General features: G+C 41.1%; 18 protein-coding genes. 10 read left to right on the top strand and 8 right to left on the bottom strand.

Annotated features, from left to right (window positions below; all coding sequences use genetic code 11):
- Positions 1-7 precede the first annotated feature (7 nt).
- The 3 genes from yccS (at position 8) to FTV37_RS00865 (ending at position 3185) form a co-directional block, all read left to right on the top strand.
- A complete protein-coding gene (gene yccS / locus FTV37_RS00875; RefSeq protein ID WP_373683546.1) occupies positions 8-2158 on the top strand; it encodes a YccS family putative transporter in 2151 nt (716 codons plus the stop codon).
- Positions 2159-2173: 15 nt separating this feature from the next.
- Positions 2174-2743 (top strand): hypothetical protein, encoded by a 570-nt coding sequence (locus tag FTV37_RS00870; protein WP_180062838.1) that lies wholly within the window; start codon positions 2174-2176, stop codon positions 2741-2743.
- A gap of 142 nt (positions 2744-2885) precedes the next feature.
- Positions 2886-3185: a DUF3817 domain-containing protein gene (locus FTV37_RS00865; RefSeq protein WP_078189335.1), complete on the top strand. Its 300-nt coding sequence runs from the start codon at positions 2886-2888 to the stop codon at positions 3183-3185.
- A gap of 79 nt (positions 3186-3264) precedes the next feature.
- On the opposite strand, the gene FTV37_RS00860 is transcribed toward FTV37_RS00865, so the two are convergent.
- The 5 genes from FTV37_RS00860 to FTV37_RS00840 all read right to left on the bottom strand — a co-directional run bounded on the left by FTV37_RS00860 (position 3265) and on the right by FTV37_RS00840 (position 9169).
- The gene (locus FTV37_RS00860) at positions 3265-4494 is read right to left on the bottom strand and encodes an MFS transporter (protein ID WP_180062837.1); all 1230 of its coding nucleotides are present in this window, start codon (positions 4492-4494) and stop codon (positions 3265-3267) included.
- A gap of 250 nt (positions 4495-4744) precedes the next feature.
- Positions 4745-5626, bottom strand: coding sequence for a pirin family protein (locus FTV37_RS00855; RefSeq protein ID WP_180062836.1), 882 nt, complete (start codon positions 5624-5626; stop codon positions 4745-4747).
- A gap of 88 nt (positions 5627-5714) precedes the next feature.
- The gene (locus FTV37_RS00850; protein ID WP_180062835.1) at positions 5715-7103 is read right to left on the bottom strand and encodes an AbiH family protein; all 1389 of its coding nucleotides are present in this window, start codon (positions 7101-7103) and stop codon (positions 5715-5717) included.
- A gap of 92 nt (positions 7104-7195) precedes the next feature.
- Positions 7196-7567 carry a hypothetical protein gene (locus tag FTV37_RS00845; protein WP_180004761.1) on the bottom strand — a complete coding sequence of 124 codons (372 nt, stop codon included), beginning with the start codon at positions 7565-7567 and terminating at the stop codon, positions 7196-7198.
- A gap of 192 nt (positions 7568-7759) precedes the next feature.
- Positions 7760-9169 carry an FAD-binding oxidoreductase gene (locus FTV37_RS00840; RefSeq protein WP_180062834.1) on the bottom strand — a complete coding sequence of 470 codons (1410 nt, stop codon included), beginning with the start codon at positions 9167-9169 and terminating at the stop codon, positions 7760-7762.
- A 372-nt stretch (positions 9170-9541) separates the two neighbouring features.
- Between FTV37_RS00840 and serA the strand changes: the two genes are divergently transcribed.
- The 3 genes from serA (at position 9542) to FTV37_RS00825 (ending at position 12748) form a co-directional block, all read left to right on the top strand.
- Positions 9542-10774, top strand: a complete 1233-nt coding sequence (serA, locus tag FTV37_RS00835) for a phosphoglycerate dehydrogenase (RefSeq protein ID WP_078192852.1) — start codon at positions 9542-9544, stop codon at positions 10772-10774.
- Positions 10775-10891: 117 nt separating this feature from the next.
- Positions 10892-11761: an EamA family transporter gene (locus FTV37_RS00830; RefSeq protein ID WP_180062833.1), complete on the top strand. Its 870-nt coding sequence runs from the start codon at positions 10892-10894 to the stop codon at positions 11759-11761.
- 117 nt (positions 11762-11878) lie between these two features.
- The gene (locus FTV37_RS00825; protein ID WP_180062832.1) at positions 11879-12748 is read left to right on the top strand and encodes a DMT family transporter; all 870 of its coding nucleotides are present in this window, start codon (positions 11879-11881) and stop codon (positions 12746-12748) included.
- 489 nt (positions 12749-13237) lie between these two features.
- Here the strand turns inward: FTV37_RS00825 and FTV37_RS00820 are convergent, their stop codons facing one another.
- The 3 genes from FTV37_RS00820 to truB all read right to left on the bottom strand — a co-directional run bounded on the left by FTV37_RS00820 (position 13238) and on the right by truB (position 15533).
- Positions 13238-13699: a hemerythrin domain-containing protein gene (locus FTV37_RS00820; RefSeq protein WP_168378156.1), complete on the bottom strand. Its 462-nt coding sequence runs from the start codon at positions 13697-13699 to the stop codon at positions 13238-13240.
- 125 nt (positions 13700-13824) lie between these two features.
- Positions 13825-14598, bottom strand: a complete 774-nt coding sequence (locus tag FTV37_RS00815) for a TSUP family transporter (RefSeq protein WP_180062831.1) — start codon at positions 14596-14598, stop codon at positions 13825-13827.
- A 26-nt stretch (positions 14599-14624) separates the two neighbouring features.
- Positions 14625-15533 (bottom strand): tRNA pseudouridine(55) synthase TruB, encoded by a 909-nt coding sequence (gene truB / locus FTV37_RS00810; RefSeq protein ID WP_180062885.1) that lies wholly within the window; start codon positions 15531-15533, stop codon positions 14625-14627.
- A gap of 153 nt (positions 15534-15686) precedes the next feature.
- On the opposite strand from truB, the gene FTV37_RS00805 reads away from it, so the two are divergent.
- The 4 genes from FTV37_RS00805 (at position 15687) to FTV37_RS00790 (ending at position 20284) form a co-directional block, all read left to right on the top strand.
- Positions 15687-16715: a lipase secretion chaperone gene (locus FTV37_RS00805; RefSeq protein ID WP_180062830.1), complete on the top strand. Its 1029-nt coding sequence runs from the start codon at positions 15687-15689 to the stop codon at positions 16713-16715.
- Positions 16716-16793: 78 nt separating this feature from the next.
- The gene (locus FTV37_RS00800; protein WP_257224178.1) at positions 16794-17738 is read left to right on the top strand and encodes a triacylglycerol lipase; all 945 of its coding nucleotides are present in this window, start codon (positions 16794-16796) and stop codon (positions 17736-17738) included.
- 367 nt (positions 17739-18105) lie between these two features.
- Positions 18106-19116 (top strand): triacylglycerol lipase, encoded by a 1011-nt coding sequence (locus tag FTV37_RS00795; protein ID WP_180039415.1) that lies wholly within the window; start codon positions 18106-18108, stop codon positions 19114-19116.
- 202 nt (positions 19117-19318) lie between these two features.
- Positions 19319-20284 carry a triacylglycerol lipase gene (locus FTV37_RS00790; RefSeq protein ID WP_180062828.1) on the top strand — a complete coding sequence of 322 codons (966 nt, stop codon included), beginning with the start codon at positions 19319-19321 and terminating at the stop codon, positions 20282-20284.
- Positions 20285-20323: the final 39 nt, after the last annotated feature.

The raw sequence follows: 20323 nt of genomic DNA, 5'->3' as shown, positions 1-20323 counted from the left end.
TAACTCTGTGAACACGCGACTCTCTTGGTTTCAACAGTTTCAATCCAGTGCAATCATTATGTATTGCCTGCAAATTTGTATTGTTTTGAGTGGCACCACGCTCGGATTATATTTTCTCGATTTTCATAGTTTTATTGTTCCCGTCACCTTAGGTGCGATTGCCACCGCACTCACCGACTTTGATGACCGGCTCAGCATCCGACTGCGTAATTTGTTCTATGTCTGCATACTCTTCTTTAGTGTCAGTAGTATTTTAGATTTTCTCTCTCCTTATAAGCTGCTGTTTATCTTGTATCTTTCACTGTCCAGTGCAGGGTTTATTTTATTGGGGGCTTTGGGGCAACGCTATGCCACGATTTCTTTTGGCACGATTTTACTATCGATCTACACCATGTTCGGCTTGGGCGAATATGACACCTGGTATTTTCAACCTAGTTGCTTTGTTCTAGGGGCCTTATGGTATGGCTTCACCTCGATTTTCTTTTACTTGATTAAACCCACCCTACCCGTACAAGACAATCTCTCGCGTTGTTTTCTACAAATCGCCGAAGTACTGAATGCAAAAGCACGCTTATTCGACCCAGATAATGTCGACAATGTAGAACACTTACTGTATGAATTATCGCTCAAAAACAGTGATGTCATCCCGAGTTTAAACACGACCAAAGCTTCTTTACTCACCCGTTTAAAAGCCTCAAGAGCAAATAAAAACACCATCTACTGGCTGAATTTATATTTCTTGGCACAAGATATTCACGAACAGGCCAGTGCGAATTATTTACACTACGAACAAATTCATCAAAATTTTAGCCGTACAGATTTAATTTTCCGTTTTCAAAAAAATATTCGATTACAAGCACAGGCTTGCCAACAGTTGGCCTACTGCATTTTGCATCGACAGCCCTATCAGCCTGATCCCATTACTGCGCAAGCACTGGCACATTTGCATGCCTCTTTGCAGGAGTGGATGGCCAATAATCCGCAAAATATAGAAGTGAAAAATCTACAGCTGATCTTGAGTAATTTGGACAGTGTGCAAGAACGTTTTTCGCATGTGCAGGATTTAGATCATTCACAGCAACAGGCCTATCAGCAGCATATCGACAACCTCAATTTACTCGACGACGACATTCACGGCTGGCATGATTTATGGCTCAAACTGAAACAGCATTTGAGTCCTGAGTCTGCCTTATTTCGCCATGCCGTTCGCATCGCCTTTGTCTTTGCTATGGGCTATGCCATTTCCCTCTTGCCGTTTGCCAAAAATGGCTACTGGATTTTATTGACCAGTTTATTTGTCTGTCAGATGCGTTATTTTGCGACCAAAAGTCGTTTAAAAATGCGGACATTGGGAACCATATTAGGGGTCTTACTTGGCATTCCTATTTTGTATTTTGTGCCGAGTGTCGAAGGTCAATTGCTACTGACGATTATTTTTGGCGTGTGCTTTTTCTATCTGAGTGCCAAAAAATATGCCATGGCGACCCTCATGGCAACCTTAATGGTCTTGCTGATTTTTAATTTAAAAGGCGCTGGTTATGCGGTCATTTTACCGCGTATCGTTGATACCCTACTCGGCTGTTTTATTGCATGGTTTGCAGTGAATGTCATCTGGCCAGATTGGGACTTTCGCAATATTTCCAAGACCATTCAAAAAAGCTCTGCTGCGACCTTGCATTATTTTGATGCCGTGGTTGAGCAATATCTCCATGGGAAAACCAATAGCATTGCTTATCGGCGCGCCCGTCGTTCAGCCCATAATGCTCAAACTGAATTGTCGAGCATGATTTCAAGTTTAAGTACCGAACCTGAACCCGACCAAACTTTGATTCAACATGCTTTTCGCTATTTGGTCTATAGCCATAGTCAGCTCAGTTATATTTCGGCACTGGGGAGCCACCGTGAACAAGTACAAGACCAACAAGTCCTTGAACTGCTGCAATGGTGTCAAAGCACCCTAGACGACGTCTTAATTCAGCAAAAACCGCTCAACCCTGAGAAAATTCAGCAAAAACTTTTCGAAATTCAAACACTCAGCACTGAAGAAATGCGGTCTAATCACCTACAACTGGTGCTCAAGCAAATCAGTTTATTATTAGAAACATTAGCCGAACTGATTCAGCTTCGAACACAGCTGATTCAGGCGGAAATTAAATAAAATCATTTGAGACTCATGATGAAAATGCTTAGTTTAGGTTTTAAACGCCTCATATTGCCTATGATTGTGGCGACCTCATGTTTAGCTGCGTCTTCTGTTTTTGCAGCACCGACAACACAAGATTTAAAACGTATTTTGGAATGTCAGGCCGATTACGACACCTACCATGACACTTTACTCGACTATGAAAAGGCTCTGGGCCAATTGGGTTGGAAACGCCATGATGACCCACATCAGCCGTTTATTTATATCTATAAAAATAAGCAGGCTGTAGAGTTTTTTGGCATGCCGACCCAAGAAATTGGCCTGTCTTCCAATGCAGTATTCGCAATCTATCGCCAAGCCGATGTGAAAAAACTTGCCCAAAAATATGGTATTGAACAACATCCGATGTTTGCCAATTTGCCGTTTTTCCGTGGTGAAAAAATCCTACGCACGGAAGCTGAAACGGATGATCTGCATGCCATCAATCACAAACTAAGCCTGTCTGAAATGACCGGAAAAAGCCCAATGATTTTACTCGGCTGTAACTATGAATTTGATCAGGGTTCAATTGAGGATGCCTTAGCGGATCTAGAAAATTAATCCGAGCAGATGACTCAGAATTAACTTTAAAAACACTTACTTAGACTCAATATGCGGATCAATTATTTCAACAGGAACGCTTCGTTCCTGCTGTGCTTTCAGGTACACTCAAGACTGAAATCACTTTGAATTTAGACTTCGCATGAATATCAAGACCTTACGCTTTGTGGGCCTACTCGAAGGCATCTCCTTTTTATTATTATTGTTCATTGCTATGCCAATGAAGTACCTGATGGATAATCCAATATTGGTCAAATACGTCGGTATGGGACATGGCGTCTTGTTTATTGCCTTCTTGGTGGTGCTATTTGTGGTCTGTGAAAAGCAAAAATGGTCGCTTAGCGTATTTCTAATGGGCTTAATTGCATCAATTTTGCCTTTTGGCCCGTTTATTTTCGATCGTAAATTAAAAAATGCAGAACAACCTGCAACATCAAATTAAGACGGTATACAACAAATAAAAAAGCCCAATGTTGTTCTACACAGCATTGGGCTTTTTCTATAATGGCATGAACTCGAATTTAAAATTCACCCGTCAATTTACGTTGTCGCATAATATCTCGCACCACCAAGCGTGGTAGGCTGAACCACAAGATAATGAGGGTAAATCCTGCCAAACTATAGGCCCAAAGGCCAAAGTTTTCATACAGCACGCGCACGATTTCAATCACGGCAAAGAACGTCAGCATCATGATCACAGACACTGCCGCAGCCACAGTGCCCTTCGACATTTCAGACGACATTAAGGCAAAACGATAGAGCACAGAAAAGCTAATCCCTTCACCAAAACTGACTAAAGTCATACCAAGAATGAGCAATGTCAGAAAATAACTTTCAGTCATCGTCCCAATCACCACGAGGCTCGTTCCGAGTAACATCAAAGGTAGCCCGATCATCACAGACTGACCTAGAGGCAATTTGTCGATGATTTTAATCAGGACAATATTACCGAGGATCAGACCGCCCAAAACGGGAAACTGCGCCATGCCGTATTGCATGCTAGTCAGTCCTAGCTGCTCCACCAATATCACTGGAGATAGCGCAATCCACAGCATCAGTGGCATAGCCACCATCGGTAGGCCCAGTGTCAACGCCAAAAAGCGTTTGTTTTTTAACACCTGTTTAAAGTCATCGATAATATAACCCACCGGTTGCTTTGGAATACTGATGTGCTGAGTCGGCATCTTGGCTTTTAAACCAAACCAACTCAGAAAAGATAGAAATGCGATTCCTATGAAGCCCCAATGCCATGACACGTGATCAATCATAAAGGCACCGAGGACGGGTCCGATCAGTGGCGCTAGTAATGAAATATTCGCCATGATCGCCATGACTTTGATGGCATCTCGCTCTTCAAAAGTTTCCTGAACAGCAGCATAGCCCACGGCAGAAATAACCGATAAGCCGAAACCTTGTAAAAAACGCAACGTTAAAAAGCTTTCGATATTATGCGTGAGCAATATCGCTAGACAGCATAAGCTAAAGAATGCCACACCACCCAACAGGACTTTTTTACGGCCTAATCGATCTGACAAAGGCCCTAATATCGCAGCGACACAGGCACCTCCTAATAAGTAAAATGACATCGACGAGGGTGCCCATGCACTACTCACGCCAAACTCTTGGGTAATCGCCAGCATGGCGGGTTGGACTAAGTCGTTGCCGATATAGACAGAAAATTCAAATAAAACCAGTGCCAAGGGAAACATTAAGGTGGCACGACTTAATTTTGTGGTTTGTACGTTTTGCATTGTTATCTACATATCAAATGTGTGCTGTCGAGCTTGAAATGACAAATAGGGAGAGACACTTCAGCCCAATGACGAGCACTGTAATATTAATTTTAAAAATGAATTTGCGGCGTATCCGCCATATGTGCGTCGTATTCACAAGACGCTAGATAGAGATAAAATGAACTTCAACGAACCGATCTGTCGGTTTGAGTCCGACTATTTTAACAGTGTTTGCTGGCGTTGTATTGGTCTTTTTACTTAGCCACTTTTATGGTTTTTCATTGTCTGCTTTTTGGATAAAGCGACCTTGTTTTAGGTCCTCATAGGCTTGCATGACTTCTGCAAAATGATTCATCACAAAATAGCCTCGCCCATAGATGGGTTCATTTAAAGGCTGCGCCGATAAATACAATATGTGGCTATCTTCGACTGCTGTCAATTCGACATTTTCACCTTGGCTCGACATGACTGCCATATGCTGTGCATTTAATAGTTCATCCGTTTCATTAAATTTCAGTTTGCCTGAGCGTAAATACACAAGTGTGGTATCCCCCTCTTGTGCAGGTAGTGTGATGCTTTGATTGGCACTGACAAAGACATCAAATACTTGCATAGGTGTATGTGTTTCTGCGGGGCCGTGGGCTGTTAAATAATGCCCTGCAATGACCCGTACATAACCTGCATCTTGGGCTAAATCGACCTTTGGAATATTGGCTTTGGCTAAGCTCTGATAGCGTGCAGGATTCATTTTATCTTTGGCAGGCAGGTTGACCCAAAGTTGCAAGATTTCAAATGCTCCGCCCCGCTGTGCAAAGGCTTGGCTAAACACTTCTTCGTGCTGAATGCCTGAAGCAGCAGTCATCCACTGTACATCGCCCTCACCAATGACACCACCGCCGCCAGTCGTATCATGATGTTCAAGTTCACCTTTAAACACCAATGTGACGGTTTCAAAGCCTCGATGTGGATGTTCCAACACGCCTTTTTTCAGTTTGGTTGGTTTCAGCACTCCAGGCCCTAAATGATCGAGCAATAAAAAAGGCGAAACGGTATTCCCCAATTCATAATGGGAAAATACTGAAGTCACTGGGGCAAAGTCACCTACAGCTGAGCCTGAGTCATTGACGTGAATAAAAGCGAGGGTTTTCATATTATTGTAAGCATACTTTTTGATGCTTTGATCTTAGCCTATCAAGTGAGGCTATTCGATAGGCTAAGTAGTTTTCAGTGTCGCAGTTTTAGGATGCTTCTTCTAAGTTTGAGTCAACTTCGAATTTCACTTCAGGATTAGGCTTAAACTCTAGCCATTTATTTTTCATCCACTGCTCTACTTTGTCTTTACCTAAAATAGCCAATAAATTATTGAGCAGTGAAAATTTGGCAGTTTTATCATAATGATATATCACTACCCTGACATTACGATCCATATCATCATTCAAACTGAACAAGTCAATAATGTAATCTTTATCAGAAATATCTAGCGAATGTCCCCAAATATAAAAATTTAAATCTAGCATAGTCTCACTGTTTTTAATTCTATTATTTAAAACATTTCTATAAGCACTTCTATTTTCTCCTTTAAGTTGTTCGTATAAATCGATCTGGCTTTTTCTATTAGATAATATTTTATTCTTGTACACATCTAAAAATAGATAATCTGTATCTTTAAAAAGTTTTTGATGATATTTAGTAAAACCATAAGCTTTTAGCTTTTTAAGTGCGTCATCGTCTAAGTCAGAAACACCGAGAACAATATTCTGCTTTTCACCATGGCTACCATGTAAGAATTCAACATCCGCATAATCATAAAGTCGTTTATAGGTATTTGTATAATTGAAAGATAAAATTTTGTCAGGATTTATCCAATAATCTAAAGGAGTTATTAATTGTCGCTTAGGTTCAAGACAAGTGACTATAAGCTCTAAATATTTATTAAATATCTCAACAAAATTTTCTAATTCTTGATGTAAGTTTGACATAATTTTATCAATTTTTACTTTATAACATCCATGCTGATATTGAACATTATCATTTGCGATATAAAATTTAAAATTTGCATCTTCATCGTCAGAATAGACTTCAGTCATTTGATAATATATCCCGAATTCTTCATCCAAAAATTCGCGCTGTGCATAATATCCACTTTTAGTAATTTTTAATAATTCAAGAATATGACAATTTTCTATTGTCAGAAAAATTTTGCCTAACGGTGCATCTGTACTGAAAAATATTTCTTTTGAAGATAAGCCTTGCTCATTCGATATTTTTTCTATTTGTAAAAGAAAACTTGCTAATACTTTTAAAACGTCATTTATTTTTAATTCAAAGTCAATCCAAGTTTTTATTTCTTGCACATGATTTTTAAAGTAGCTATACCAACTATTTTCTTTTAATAAATTTTTAAGATTATTTAACTGCCCTCCTTCTAAAGTTATTATTTCTGTTTTATAGAATTCCTTTGTTTTATTAATAAACCAATTTTCACGACATTTCGAAAATAACTCCTCAAAACTCATTGTGTCACCTGTATGAGTTTCAATAGCATCCATCACATCCATAAAATGATCATACTTCGTCGGCAAATAATGCGACAAATCAAAGCCGTTACCCACAATCAAAATATTCATTGTTCTTATTTACCCCAATAAAAAAGCGCATCAATCGATACGCTTTTTATGAGGCACACATGCCTAAATTTCAACCATAAATCAAAGATTTATTAAGGACATTTCGCCGATTGGAAAGTCTTGGTATTTTTACCACGTTGGCACTGATATTCCTTTTGCGTATTTACACGCTGCCAGTCACCATCCACCAATCTAAAACTATAAATGGTACGAACAGATTTCACCGAATCATCCATCAAACCTGTTTCCGTCACTTTCACCTGCCCCGCATTTGGCGACTCGACACGGTTAAAGTACTGACGAATTTCTACAGTCGACAGCTCTTTACGCAAATCAGGACGTTCTTTTAATACCTGATCGAGTGGCGTAGCAGAAGAACCGACTTTAGACACAATTTTCTGCGTTGTCGCACAACCCGCCAACATCCCCACACACAATGCAGACACAGCAATTAAACGATACATAGAAGCAACTCAAATTTATTATTCAGTCCTATCATGCCGAACATTTGTCCAAAACACTATTTAAGCAATGTAAAAGAAGTACCTCACTCCATAAAATCAACGTGCTGTTTCTCATCCATACGCAGCTAAAAAGGCGTGCTATAACCATAAAAAAAACGCATCCGAAGATGCGTTCTAGTACGTCTTTAAAAATTAAAGATCGAACAATTTACCTGGGTTCATAATTGCATTTGGATCGAATACTTTTTTCAATGCTTTCATATATTCGATTTCTTCTGCTGAACGTGTGTAATCGAGGTAAGGCTTTTTAGTCATACCCACGCCATGTTCTGCAGAAATTGAACCGTCATATTTTTTCACAGTTTCAAATACGTATTTGTTTACCACTTGGCATTTTGCAAAGAATTCATCTTTACTTAAATCCGCAGGTTTCAAAATATTTAAGTGCAAGTTACCGTCACCAATATGACCGAACCAGCAAATCTCAAAGTCTGGGTAGTTCGCTTCCACAATTGCATCAATTTCTTTAATAAATGCAGGCACATGTGTAATCAGAACTGAGATGTCATTTTTGTATGGCGTGAACGGTGCGATTGACTCTGAAATGTCTTCACGTAAACGCCATAAGCTGTGTACTTGGTCTAAGCTTTGGCTCATCACGCCATCCAGTACCCAACCTTGTTCCATGCAATGTTCAAAGATTTCCATTGCCGCATCCATGATCGGTTCAAATGGTGCTTCAAACTCAAGTAATACATAGAATGGACATGGTGTTTCAAACGGACGTTGTACATGACCATTGTCCAATACTTTTTGCATTGCAAGCTCACCAAAGAACTCAAATGCAGTCAGGTCGATTTTCTTTTGGAAGGCATGTAGAACAGGCATAATCGCATCAAAATCAGGCACACCGAGAACCAACACTTGTAAGTCATGTGGTTGGCGTTCAAGTTTGATTTCAGCTTCAGTCACTAAACCTAGCGTACCTTCACCACCAATGAATAAGTGTTGAAGCGCATAACCAGTCGCGTTTTTGATCATGCCTTTGTTCAAGCGCAGGATGTCACCTTTACCAGTAACCACAGTCATGCCCAACACCCAGTTACGTGTCATGCCGTATTTGATGACTTTAATACCACCTGCGTTAGTACCAATGTTACCGCCAATTTGAGATGAACCTGAAGATGCAAAATCAACTGGGTAGTACATGCCTTGTTCTTCAGCATAGTTCTGAAGTTGTTCAGTCACTACACCTGCTTGTACGCGAACCATACGGTCAGCTGGAAAGAATTCCAAGATTTGGTTCATCTTGTCCATGCTTACCACGATTTCACCGTTAGCAGCCACAGCCCCCGCAGACAAACCTGTACGACCGCCACTTGGTGTGATCGCTACATTAAATTGGTTCGCAAGTTTTACAATTTGTTGAACATGTTCTGTGCTTGAAGGGAAAACGACGACCGACGGGTTTGGATCGAAGTGCTTAGTATGGTCACGACCCCAATTTTGGAGACTATCCGCATCAGTTTTAATTCGGCTTTCGCCAACAATAGCGGTCAATTGGGTCAATAACTCTGGGGTTAAAGCGACTGGAGCATTCATCGTTTTCAGACCTTGCAAGAAGTAAACAAGTTTTTTAAAGGTCCAGACTTCATTCAGTCAAAACTGCGGTAACGCATATTTCAAGGGAAAAAGCCTGAAACAGAGCGCATCAAAATATCAGGAAATTGGTCATGATGATTTTGAGCGGCACCATTATAAGCTATAACTGGGCTTTTTTTGACAAAACCCAAAGAAAAACGTGATTTCAAAATGTCACGAGGAATATGACCAAGTTAATTAGACCAAATCTAAAAAATATTGACTCATCATTCGCCAAAATAGCCATGACGTCAGTCATAAAGGAAATGTATATCAGGCGACTTCCTATGCTATTATATGCGCACTAAATTTGGCCTTTGTAGCGGAGCCGTAATGAGCCAACATCTTTCTTTACCTAAAGATAAAATTCGTTTCTTGTTGTTAGAAGGCGTTCACCAAAACGCAATCGACACTCTAAATGCTGCTGGATACACCAACATTGACTACCGTAAAACTGCGCTTGAGGGTGAAGCGTTGAAAGAAGCGGTTAAAGATGCTCACTTCATTGGTATTCGTTCACGTACTCAATTAACTGAAGAAGTTTTTGAAGCGGCGAACAAACTGATTGCTGTGGGTTGTTTCTGTATCGGTACAAACCAAGTGAACTTAAATGCTGCAATGATTCGCGGTATTCCAGTATTTAACGCACCATACTCAAATACTCGTTCAGTTGCTGAACTAGTACTTGCTGAAGCGATTCTATTACTTCGTGGTGTTCCTGCAAAATCTGCTTCAACTCACCGTGGTGGTTGGAACAAGTCTGCAGTTGGTTCATTTGAAACTCGTGGTAAAACTTTAGGTATTGTTGGTTACGGTTCGATTGGCTCGCAACTTTCTGTACTTGCTGAAAGTTTAGGTATGCACGTAATTTATTACGATGCTGTAACTAAACTTCCGATGGGTAATGCACGTCAAGTCGGTTCTATGGGTGAACTTCTTGCCAATGCAGACGTCGTATCTCTACACGTTCCAGACGTTCCATCAACTCGCAACTTCTTCGGCAAAGATCAATTTGCTCAAATGAAAGAAGGCGCAATCTTCCTAAATGCTGCACGTGGTACATGTGTAATCATTGAAGACCTAGCTGATGCGATCAAATCTGGTCATATTGCTGGTGCTGCGGTTGACGTATTCCCGAAAGAACCAAAAGCAAACGGTGAAGAATTTGTTTCTCCACTTCGTGGCTTAGACAACGTGATTTTAACCCCTCACGTTGGTGGTTCTACGATGGAAGCGCAAGCGAACATCGGTCTTGAAGTTGCTGAAAAATTCGTTGCTTACTCTGATAAAGGTATGACTTTATCTGCAGTGAACTTCCCAGAAATCGCGTTACCGTTGACTGAAGGTAAACACCGTTTACTTCACATCCACAAAAACGTGCCGGGCGTTCTTTCAAAAATCAACAACTTGTTTGCTGAACACGGTATTAACATCTCTGGTCAGTCTTTAATGACTAAAGGTGATGTGGGTTACTTAGTGATGGACGTTGATGCAACTGCATCTAAAGAAGCATTGGATACACTTCACGAAGTTGAAGGTACCATCCGCGTTCGCGTATTGTTCTAATTTAATTAGACACTGAAGCCACAGCCTTCGGGCTGTGGTTTTTTTATTGTAGTAGACTTTTAAAATCTGGCTTTTGCCAATCTCCCGCTATTCGAGTCATCGAAACAAATTTAGTCTATGCCAAATTTTAAAATTACCCCTGCCCTACAAGCACCACTGATCTTGCTTATTGCAATGATCAGTATGCAAAGCAGTGGTTCTTTCGCCAAATACCTGTTTGGTCAGTTTCCCATCCTGACCGTGTCCGCGATGCGTTTACTGCTCGGTGCTTTGATTTTGGCGATTATTTTTAAAGTTTGGCAGATCAATTTTAAACAAGTGAAATGGTCGTCTATTCTGAGCTATGGCTGTGCGCTTGCAGGCATGAATATGCTGTTTTACTTGTCCATTGATCGCCTACCTCTCGGCATTGCCGTGTCTTTTGAATTTATTGGCCCTTTAAGTGTTGCACTATTGGCAGCAAGACGAAAATTCGACTTCGTCTGGGTCGGCCTTGCAATTCTAGGCCTAATTTTGCTGTTTCCATTTGATCAAGCAGCACAACGACTTGATCCCGTGGGCATTGCCCTCGCCCTTGGCGCAGGTGCCTGCTGGGCACTCTATATCGTGGCAGGTCAGAAACCCTCTGGCGTTTCAGGCAACCATACGGTTTGTTTAGGTATGTTTGTCGGCATGTGTGTTCTGATGCCCATCGCAATCTTTGCAGGTATGCCGGCACAGGCGTTTGAGCCAAGTAGTCTGCTGTATTTTATTGCACTTGCGATCCTAGCCAGTGCTTTACCTTTTACTCTAGAAATGATTGCGCTCCGCAATTTAACGGCGCTCAGTTTCGGAACGCTCATGAGCCTAGAACCTGCGATTGCAGCGCTCTCTGGTTTTGTTTTCTTAAATGAACAATTGCTGTGGACCCAGTGGTTAGCCCTTGCTGTCATCATCTGTGCATCGATTGGGTGTACCTATACCACGCAAAAAGCCAAAGTCATTTAAATTCAAAATCCATCATGATTTGGTCAAATGTTAAAATTCACTCAATTGTTAGCATTAACCGCTATACTGTACTGACTCAAAAATAGGGCTCAACACCGCCCAACAACTGTGTGCCGCATGCCAAATTCACAACTTCTCGCTGTTGTTTTCATGGTGCTCTCCATGATTTCCTATCAGATCAGTGCATCATTCGCCAAACAATTATTTTTGGTGCTTGATCCACTCAGTGTGACCATTTTACGACTCTGTTTTGCTTCAATTATTATTTGTTTAATGTTTCGTTCATGGCACATTTTAAAACGACTGTCGTTTTTAAAATGGCGTGATCTGCTCTGCTATAGCGCAGCACTGTGCCTCATGAATGTCTTGTTCTATATGTCACTGGGCAAACTCCCTCAAGGCATTGCCGTAGGACTCGAGTTTATTGGGCCGCTAGGTTTGGCACTGCTGTCGATTAAAAATCGTAGTGACTATATTTGGGTCTTTTTAGCAATCTTAGGGATTGCGTTGATGGTGCCTTGGGGACAAGCCCAAAGTGGTAATTTCTCAATATTTGGAGCAGCTTGTGCCTTAACTGCGGGGCTATGTTGGGCATTCTATATTTACTTTGGACAAAAAGTGGTACACCAAAATATTGGTATGCATGCACTGACCATCGCCATTAGTTTATCGGCATTGACCTTATTACCCATCGGCCTCTATAACAACGCATCAGCTTTATTGGATACACAATATTGGCCTAAAGCCTTGTTGATTGCGATTTTAGCTACAGCCATACCTTATGCCCTTGACCTCAAAGCATTGAAGATTCTAAGCAAGCTGAGTTATGGCACACTGTCGAGTATCTCACCTGCTTTGGCAGCTATTACGGGTATGGTTTTATTGGGAGAACGTATCGGAATGTGGCAATGGATCGCACTGGTGTGCATCATGCTCGCCTCAGTCGGGGTGACGATGCGTTCTTCAAAAGTGGAAACTACCAACTAAATTTCTAAGTAAATGATGTTACGTACGTAAAAATAATTTCGCATTTTAAAATGCTTTTTTAAGTCTATTAGACGGAGTCATACATCTAGGGTTTAAATAAAAGGATTAGCCTTCGGCTGGATGTACTCTTACGAAACATTGTTTCTCATTCGGCAAAATGAGAAGCGTGCTTCGCAAGGAAACCATCTTGCGGTGCAATGCACCTCACCAACAAAACTCGTTCACTAGCGTCTACTTATTCAAAATATCGCAAAAACTTTTTTAATTAAAAGTAGTCCTGTCTCAAACACTTGCGGATGACGTTACCGCGTATCGTTCTTTTATTTGAATCAAATTACGCTTCTGATGTTACTGCGTAACATCAGTAAGTAAAAAATATTTAAATTAAAAAAATGGCGGGATTGCCGCCATTTTCAATACCTTGTCTAAGCGCTCCTACATCTCAGCTTTTAAATACAAGGCTCGAAAAGTCTAGCTTCTATACAGGACTTAACCAGTCAGGCTGTCTTTATCTGCTTTTTTATATTTTTTATACTCGGCTAAGTATTGTTTAGCCAAAGCTTCTTTTTGCTTATCATCCAATATTTTACCGGCTTGTTGAAAGAAACCGTGTTCCTCTTCCTGTAAATGATGATGCACTGTTTCTGAAAGTTTTTTGGCAATGGCCAGCCAGCCCGGATTGCTAAATTCAGTCTCAGTCAACTGCTCTAAAAGTTCGTCCATTTCATGATGTTCAGCCAAGGCATGACGGGTAATATTCAGCCCCGAATCGGTCATCATTAAAGGAATATAAAAATATCGGTCTTCTCCGACAGCATGTGCAAATAATTCATTTTTAAGTCGGTCAAACAAGTCTCGACGTTCTGGACTATCGCCAGAAGTTTGGACTAATTGTTCTGCAAGCGCTCTTTGTTGTTCATGACTTTGACGTAAAGCTTCAAAAATATTCATTCTGATGATGCCCTCTGATGCTTAGCGATAGCTGAGTATTTTTTTAATTCAGCAAAATAAAGTGCTTCATTTTTATACTAAACATATCCGCATCAGAATACAGCGCAGCTCTGTTAAGTTTTGTTTTAAGCTTGTCCCGTAAAGGTTTGATAACCCAACCGTACAATCAAAATACTCACCAAAATCAAAAATAGAATTCGAATAAAACCACTGCCGTATTTAATCGCCGCACGTACACCAACGATCGAGCCTAAAATATTTGCTATAGCCATCATCAAGCCTATAGCAAATAACACATGGCCAGTGGGCGCAAAAAAACTCAGTGCAGCCAAATTGGTGGTTAAGTTGGCCACTTTAGACAAGACAGAGGCATGCAAAAAGTCTGCTTGTAGATAACGAATAAAAAAGAAGATAAAGAAACTGCCCGTGCCAGGCCCAAAGATACCGTCATAAAAACCAATTACCAGACTACCAATAGCGGCAAGACCGAGAATTTTAGGGGTCAGTTCTTGGCGTACATGCATCTGACCAAATTGTTTTTTGGCAAAGGTATAGATCGCAATCACGATCAACATGACCAAAACAAAAGGACGTAAGACTTCTTTAGGAATCATTGATACACAGGCTGCTCCCACAAAGGAGGCAACAAATGCACAGCTTGCAATGACCGCAAGTAATTTCCAACGGAGTTTGACTTGGCGTAAAAAAGAATAGGACGCCGAAGCCGTACCAAAAATCGAAGACAACTTATTGGTGCCAAACACCGTCGCCGGAGATAAGTGCGGCATGGCATTCATAATGGCTGGAATTTGAATTAATCCTCCGCCCCCCACTGCTGCATCAATTGCACCGGCAAAAAATGCAAAAAATAGCAGGCTTAAGATGATTTCAATTTCCATAATTTGGCTTCAGTGGCTGTTGATGACTATTCAAGATTTAATACACGTTTTGGTACTAAGCGCTTACGATCGGTAATTTCCGCTAGACCTAAGCAACGTTCCCCATCAAATACCAAAACCTGCGCTTCCGCAGCATGCTCAATATTACTTTCCATTCCACGACTAAAATATTCAGCTCGACCTTCCGGCGCTTGCACTTTGCAGAAATGATCGACAGGTGAATACACCGGCAGCAATAATGCTTCACGCTCAGCTTCGGACAGACTCTCTAAATATTCAATGGTAAAGCTTGGGTTAAGATCAAAATGACCTGTTTGAATACGGTGTAGATAGGTTAAATGTCCAAAAGTACCCAATGCTTTGGCAATATCTTCGCCTAATACACGAATATACGTGCCTTTGGAACAGGTGATGTCGAGTGTAATACTATTCTCATTAAATGATAATAACTCGATGGCATAAATCGAAATTGGACGTGCTTCACGCTCAATTTCTATGCCTTTACGCGCCAACTCGTACAGCGGGCGACCTTCTTTTTTCAGCGCAGAATACATCGGTGGAATTTGTTGGATATCTCCCACGAACTGTGCCAGTACCTGCTGAATAGATGCCTCGGTCAAAACAGGTACAGCTTGTTCCATCAATACCTCACCTTCCACATCACCCGTCGTGGTGCTGTGTCCTAAAAAGACGGTGGTTTGATAACGCTTGGTCGAGTCGAGCAAGAAATGTGAAAACTTCGTCGCTTCACCCAAACAAATTGGCAATAAACCTGAAGCCAGCGGATCAAGCGCACCAGTATGCCCTGCTTTTTGTGCACGAAACAACCAACGCACCTTCTGTAAGGCTGCATTCGAGCTAATGCCCAAAGGCTTATTTAATAAAAATACACCATGTACTGGACGACGCTGAATCTTAGGAGAAGCTTTTTTCATGACTAAAATAGGGCAAAAAGAGAACTGCGCCATGGTATCAATCCATGCTAAGCGTTTACAACTTTTCTATGTTTTTATCATTCTTTTATGTCATATTGAGTTCGCATTTAGAACTCTAAAACAATTAAAAACGGAATAAAGGTGCATTGGGATATGCAAAAAAATAAACTTTGGCTCATCATTGCCTTGGTCGTTATCGCTGTTGCTGCATTTATATTTTGGCTGGCGCCAAAAGCATCACAAAATGATCCTTCAGATCAATCGATTCAACAACAAAATACACCTTTAGCTCAGGGCGAAAGCTCTACAGCACAAGCTACAAGCGGTTCTTCACTGCTCAGTCCAAGTCAACAAGACACGGAAGTTAACTGTCAAATCAGTATGGATGGTTCAAACCGTCTGATCGTGAACGAACAAACGCGGAATTGTTTTGAATATTTCATCACTCAATATGGTGAAAAGTCGATCGATCAAATCAAAAAGGATTTTAAAGCCTACATTGCACAAGGTCATAAAGAACCGGCGCTGTCCCAAATTTATGATTTGTGGGATCGCTATATGAAATATCGTGAACAATTAGGTCATTTACAGCCACCAAGTGACGACAAAGAATCTCCACAATATTATCGCTCGATCTACAGCAGCACACAGAATTTAAGAAAACAGTTCTTTTCTGATTATGAAATTGAAGGTTTATTTGGCAAGGAAAATACCTATCACGAATACACGCTGAAACGCATGGAAGTGGTGAATGACAAAAAACTGTCTGAGTCTGAAAAAGCCAAAAAACTAAAAGCCCTGTTTGATGAACTCCCAGAAGACTGGAAAGAAAATCTGGAACAAATCAATAAACTTGAAGATTTACGTAAGCTCACAGCAGACATTAAAGCCCGTGGTGGTTCAAGCGAAGAAATCCATCAAATGCGGTTAAATTTAGTGGGTCCAGAAGCCACTCAACGCCTTGAAAATCTAGACAGCCAGCGCAGCTCTTGGAAATCTAGCGTGAATCAATATCTCACAGAGCGTGACAGCATTGTGAAAAGCAATATGAGTGACAGCGCTAAACAACAAGCAGTGCAGCAACTCCGTAATCAACATTTTAAATCGAAGGAAGATCAGCTCCGCGTCAGTACCTTTGAATCTGTGCATGATCAAGGTGGAAAATTACCTTTCGCAGAATAACTGCAAACAACAATTTAAAAACAACCTCAATTTCAGGATGAAATGATGAAAAAACCACAAGCTCTTTTATGCGCAATTATGGCTGTATCAGCAGCGATCGCCAGCACACAATCCCAAGCTGCAGCAGGACTCCAACATATCACCGCCAACAGCTCGGCAAACTATGCCAAGACCAAATATCCGATTGTGTTTACCCATGGTATGTTCGGGTTTACTCGCATTGGTTTTGACAGCTTTGGCATGGATTATTTTTATCAAATTTTGCCAGATTTAGCTCGTAATGGGGCCAATACCTTTGCTGCCCAAGTTTCTCCGCTAGAGTCGACAGAAGTCCGTGGTGAGCAATTGCTCTCTCAAGTCGAGGAAGTTCTTGCTCTGACCGGCCAACCCAAAGTGAACCTCATTGGTCATTCACATGGTGGACCGACAACTCGCTATATTGCAGCGATCAAACCTGAGTATGTAGCTTCGGTAACTGGGATTGCAGGCACTTATCGCGGCTCTCTAGTCGCAGATAAAATTCAAGCCAACAAAACCATAGACTCAATCTTTGGCATACTTGGAGATCAACTTTTAGCACCTATTATTACTTGGGCTGAGGGCAACTCTAGTCTACCTAACAGTGTTGATGCATCACTTACCGCGATCAGTGAAAAAGGTTCGGCTGAATTTAATGCAAAATTTCCAACCGCAGCACTAGCAGCGAACTGTAATCAATCGGGTGCCAAAGTCGACAATGGCGTGTATTACTACTCATGGACTGGTACAGCGCAAACCACGAATGTATTAGATGTATTAGATACGGTCATTAGTCAGCTTGCCCCTTTGGCCTATGGAAATCGTGACAATGACGGTTTGGTTGGACGCTGTAGTACTCACATCGGACAAGTAATCCGTGACGACTACAATCACAACCACTTAGATGAAGTGAATATGGTCTTTGGTCTACGCAGCCTATTTTCACCTGACCCAGTTGCGCTCTACCGCCAACATGCCAATCGTTTAAAATTACAGGGTCTGTAACCTCAAAAGTTGGTTCCCTTTCAGCACTGAAAAGGATGCCTTTAAGCGTCCTTTTTTGTTTACAATGTTTTTATTTGTACGTATTAAACAAATTAATTCAATAAGTTATTCAATAATAACAACTAAAATAAATAGCAAAAATAAAAGACGAATGTATATAAATATACTTGTCACCTCAACGCCGCCCATGTCCTAAAATGACATGGAATTTCAAACCGAGCATGAAAAAATGGCAAGGCATCTTTGTCTATTCAAACTCTCTAAAATCAAAGATATGGCCTGGCCAGTCACAAAGATGTTGCTTAAAAACAGAGAGTATTTTCATGATTAAAAAGTAATAAAAACAACATCAGATCAAGGAACATTTATGCGATCTTTAGTAAACACGGCCAAGATGGCCTCTGTAGCTGCAGTTGCAGGCTTAGCGATGAGTATATCGGCAAGCACTCAAGCTGCGCCTAGCGTCCTCCAGGTGAAGGAAACGGCAAAATCGGACTACGCAAAAACCAAATATCCAATTTTAATGGTGCATGGTTGGCTCGGTTGGTCACGTATCGGCACCGACACCATCGGACTGGATTATTGGTACCAAATCTTGCCAGATATGGCACGAAATGGCTCAACCGTATTCGCAGCGCAATTATCTCCTGCAAATACCACAACACATCGTGGCGAGCAGTTAATTGCACAAGTTGAAGATGTTTTGGCTATTACAGGGAAACCAAAACTTAACTTAATTGGTCACTCTCATGGTGGTCCAACTGTATTGTATGTTGCTCAAACAAAACCACAGTACATTGCGTCTATTACAGGTGTTGCAGGTACCTATCACGGCTCTAAAGTAGCGGATGATATTCAAGGCAACTCACTTTCTCGTACTGCCTTCAATATTTTAGGTGATTATATTGTCGGCCCACTGATTGCTTTAGGTCAGGCAAAACCTGAGCTTGAAATTGATTTCGATGCTTCTATGAAATCATTATCACAAACAGGCTCTGCTGCATTTAACAGTACGGTTGCAAAATCTGCTGTAGCTGACGGTGTTTTGGCATCTTCAGAAAATTGCAGTAAGAACTTAAAGCAAGTCGACAGCAAAGGCATTCAATACTATTCATGGACCGGTGTTGCGCAAACCACAAATCTACTTGATATCGACACGATCCTAATGCAACTCGGGCCATTGTCTTATGGCAATAAAGACAATGACGGTATGGTTGCACGTTGTAGTGCTTATATCGGTAAAGTCATTAACGATAGCTACAAACTTAACCATACCGATTTAGCCAATATGATGTTTGGCTTAACAGGGCTATTTGCACAAGATCCTGTGGCGCTGTACCGTCAACATGCAAACCGTTTAAAACTGCAAGGACTTTAATTCTTATCGTTGAAATTTAAATGCAATAAGAGGGCTTCGGCCCTCTTATTTACTTTAATCGATCTGATAAATCATGCTCTTTTATTTTGTTACATTTAGCGGCGCAGTTAATCTTTTTCAATTTGCAACAGGTGATCTTTATTGCTTTATTAGAAGTGACAATAAATATTGTCATAAAACAATAATACATTGAGGATCGCTCATGAAATACGGACCATTTTTAGCAGGTTTAATTGCAGCTACGTTCATCGGTAATGTATCTGCCTCGCAAGCAACCCAAGTCACCGCCAAAACTAGTTCTAGCTATGCAAAGACCAAATATCCAATCGTATTTAACCATGGTATGGGTGGTTTTATTACCGTTGGTACGGACTCATTTGGACTCGACTATTGGTATCAAATCCTTCCTGATCTTGCCCGAAATGGTGCAAATGTTTGGGCAACTCGCGTATCGCCTTTTAACTCTACCGAAGTGCGTGGCGAACAGCTTCTACAACAAGTTCTTGAAATCCAAGCACTCACAGGTGCGGATAAGGTGAATTTGATTGGACACAGCCATGGTGGGCCAACAATTCGTTATGTTGCCGGTGTGCGCCCAGATGTGGTGGCTTCATTAACCAGTGTTGCAGGACCTCATCAAGGCTCCCCTGTAGCAGACTTAATTTTAAAAGCTGAAGGCACCGCTGTCGAAGCACCCTTAGTCGGAGCTGTGAATTTTGTCTCTAAAGCCATTGTTTGGGCGCAAGGTCTAGATCCAACGACTTATCCTCATGACGCATTGGCAGGTGGTTCAAGTTTAACGCTAGCGGGTTCTGCAAAGTATAACGCCGCATTCCCTCTGGGCTTGCCTAAATCCAATTGTGCTGATGGCAATAGCGTGGAAAAAGGCATTTACAACTATTCATTTACAGGCGTTGGCCAAATCACCAATATTTTAGATTTAGACTCAGCACTAAAAGTGACCGCATTACTGATCGATGGCGGAAAAGACAATGATGGCCTCGTATCACGCTGTAGTGCCAAATTTGGTAAAACCATTCGTGATAACTACAACTGGAACCATTTAGATGAAGTCAACCAAGTGCTTGGTCTCAAAGCGTTGTTCGCACCAGATCCTGTCGACGTTTATCGTCAACATGCCAATCGTTTAAAACTTCAAGGTTTATAATTTTCTTTCTCGCATAAAAAATGCGCCAAAAGGCGCATT

Origin of the sequence: Acinetobacter sp. YH16042 (assembly GCF_013417245.1) — a bacterium.
Taxonomy (GTDB): domain Bacteria; phylum Pseudomonadota; class Gammaproteobacteria; order Pseudomonadales; family Moraxellaceae; genus Acinetobacter; species Acinetobacter amyesii.
Note: the sequence above shows the minus strand (reverse complement) of the source record. Positions and strands in the feature narration are given on the sequence as shown.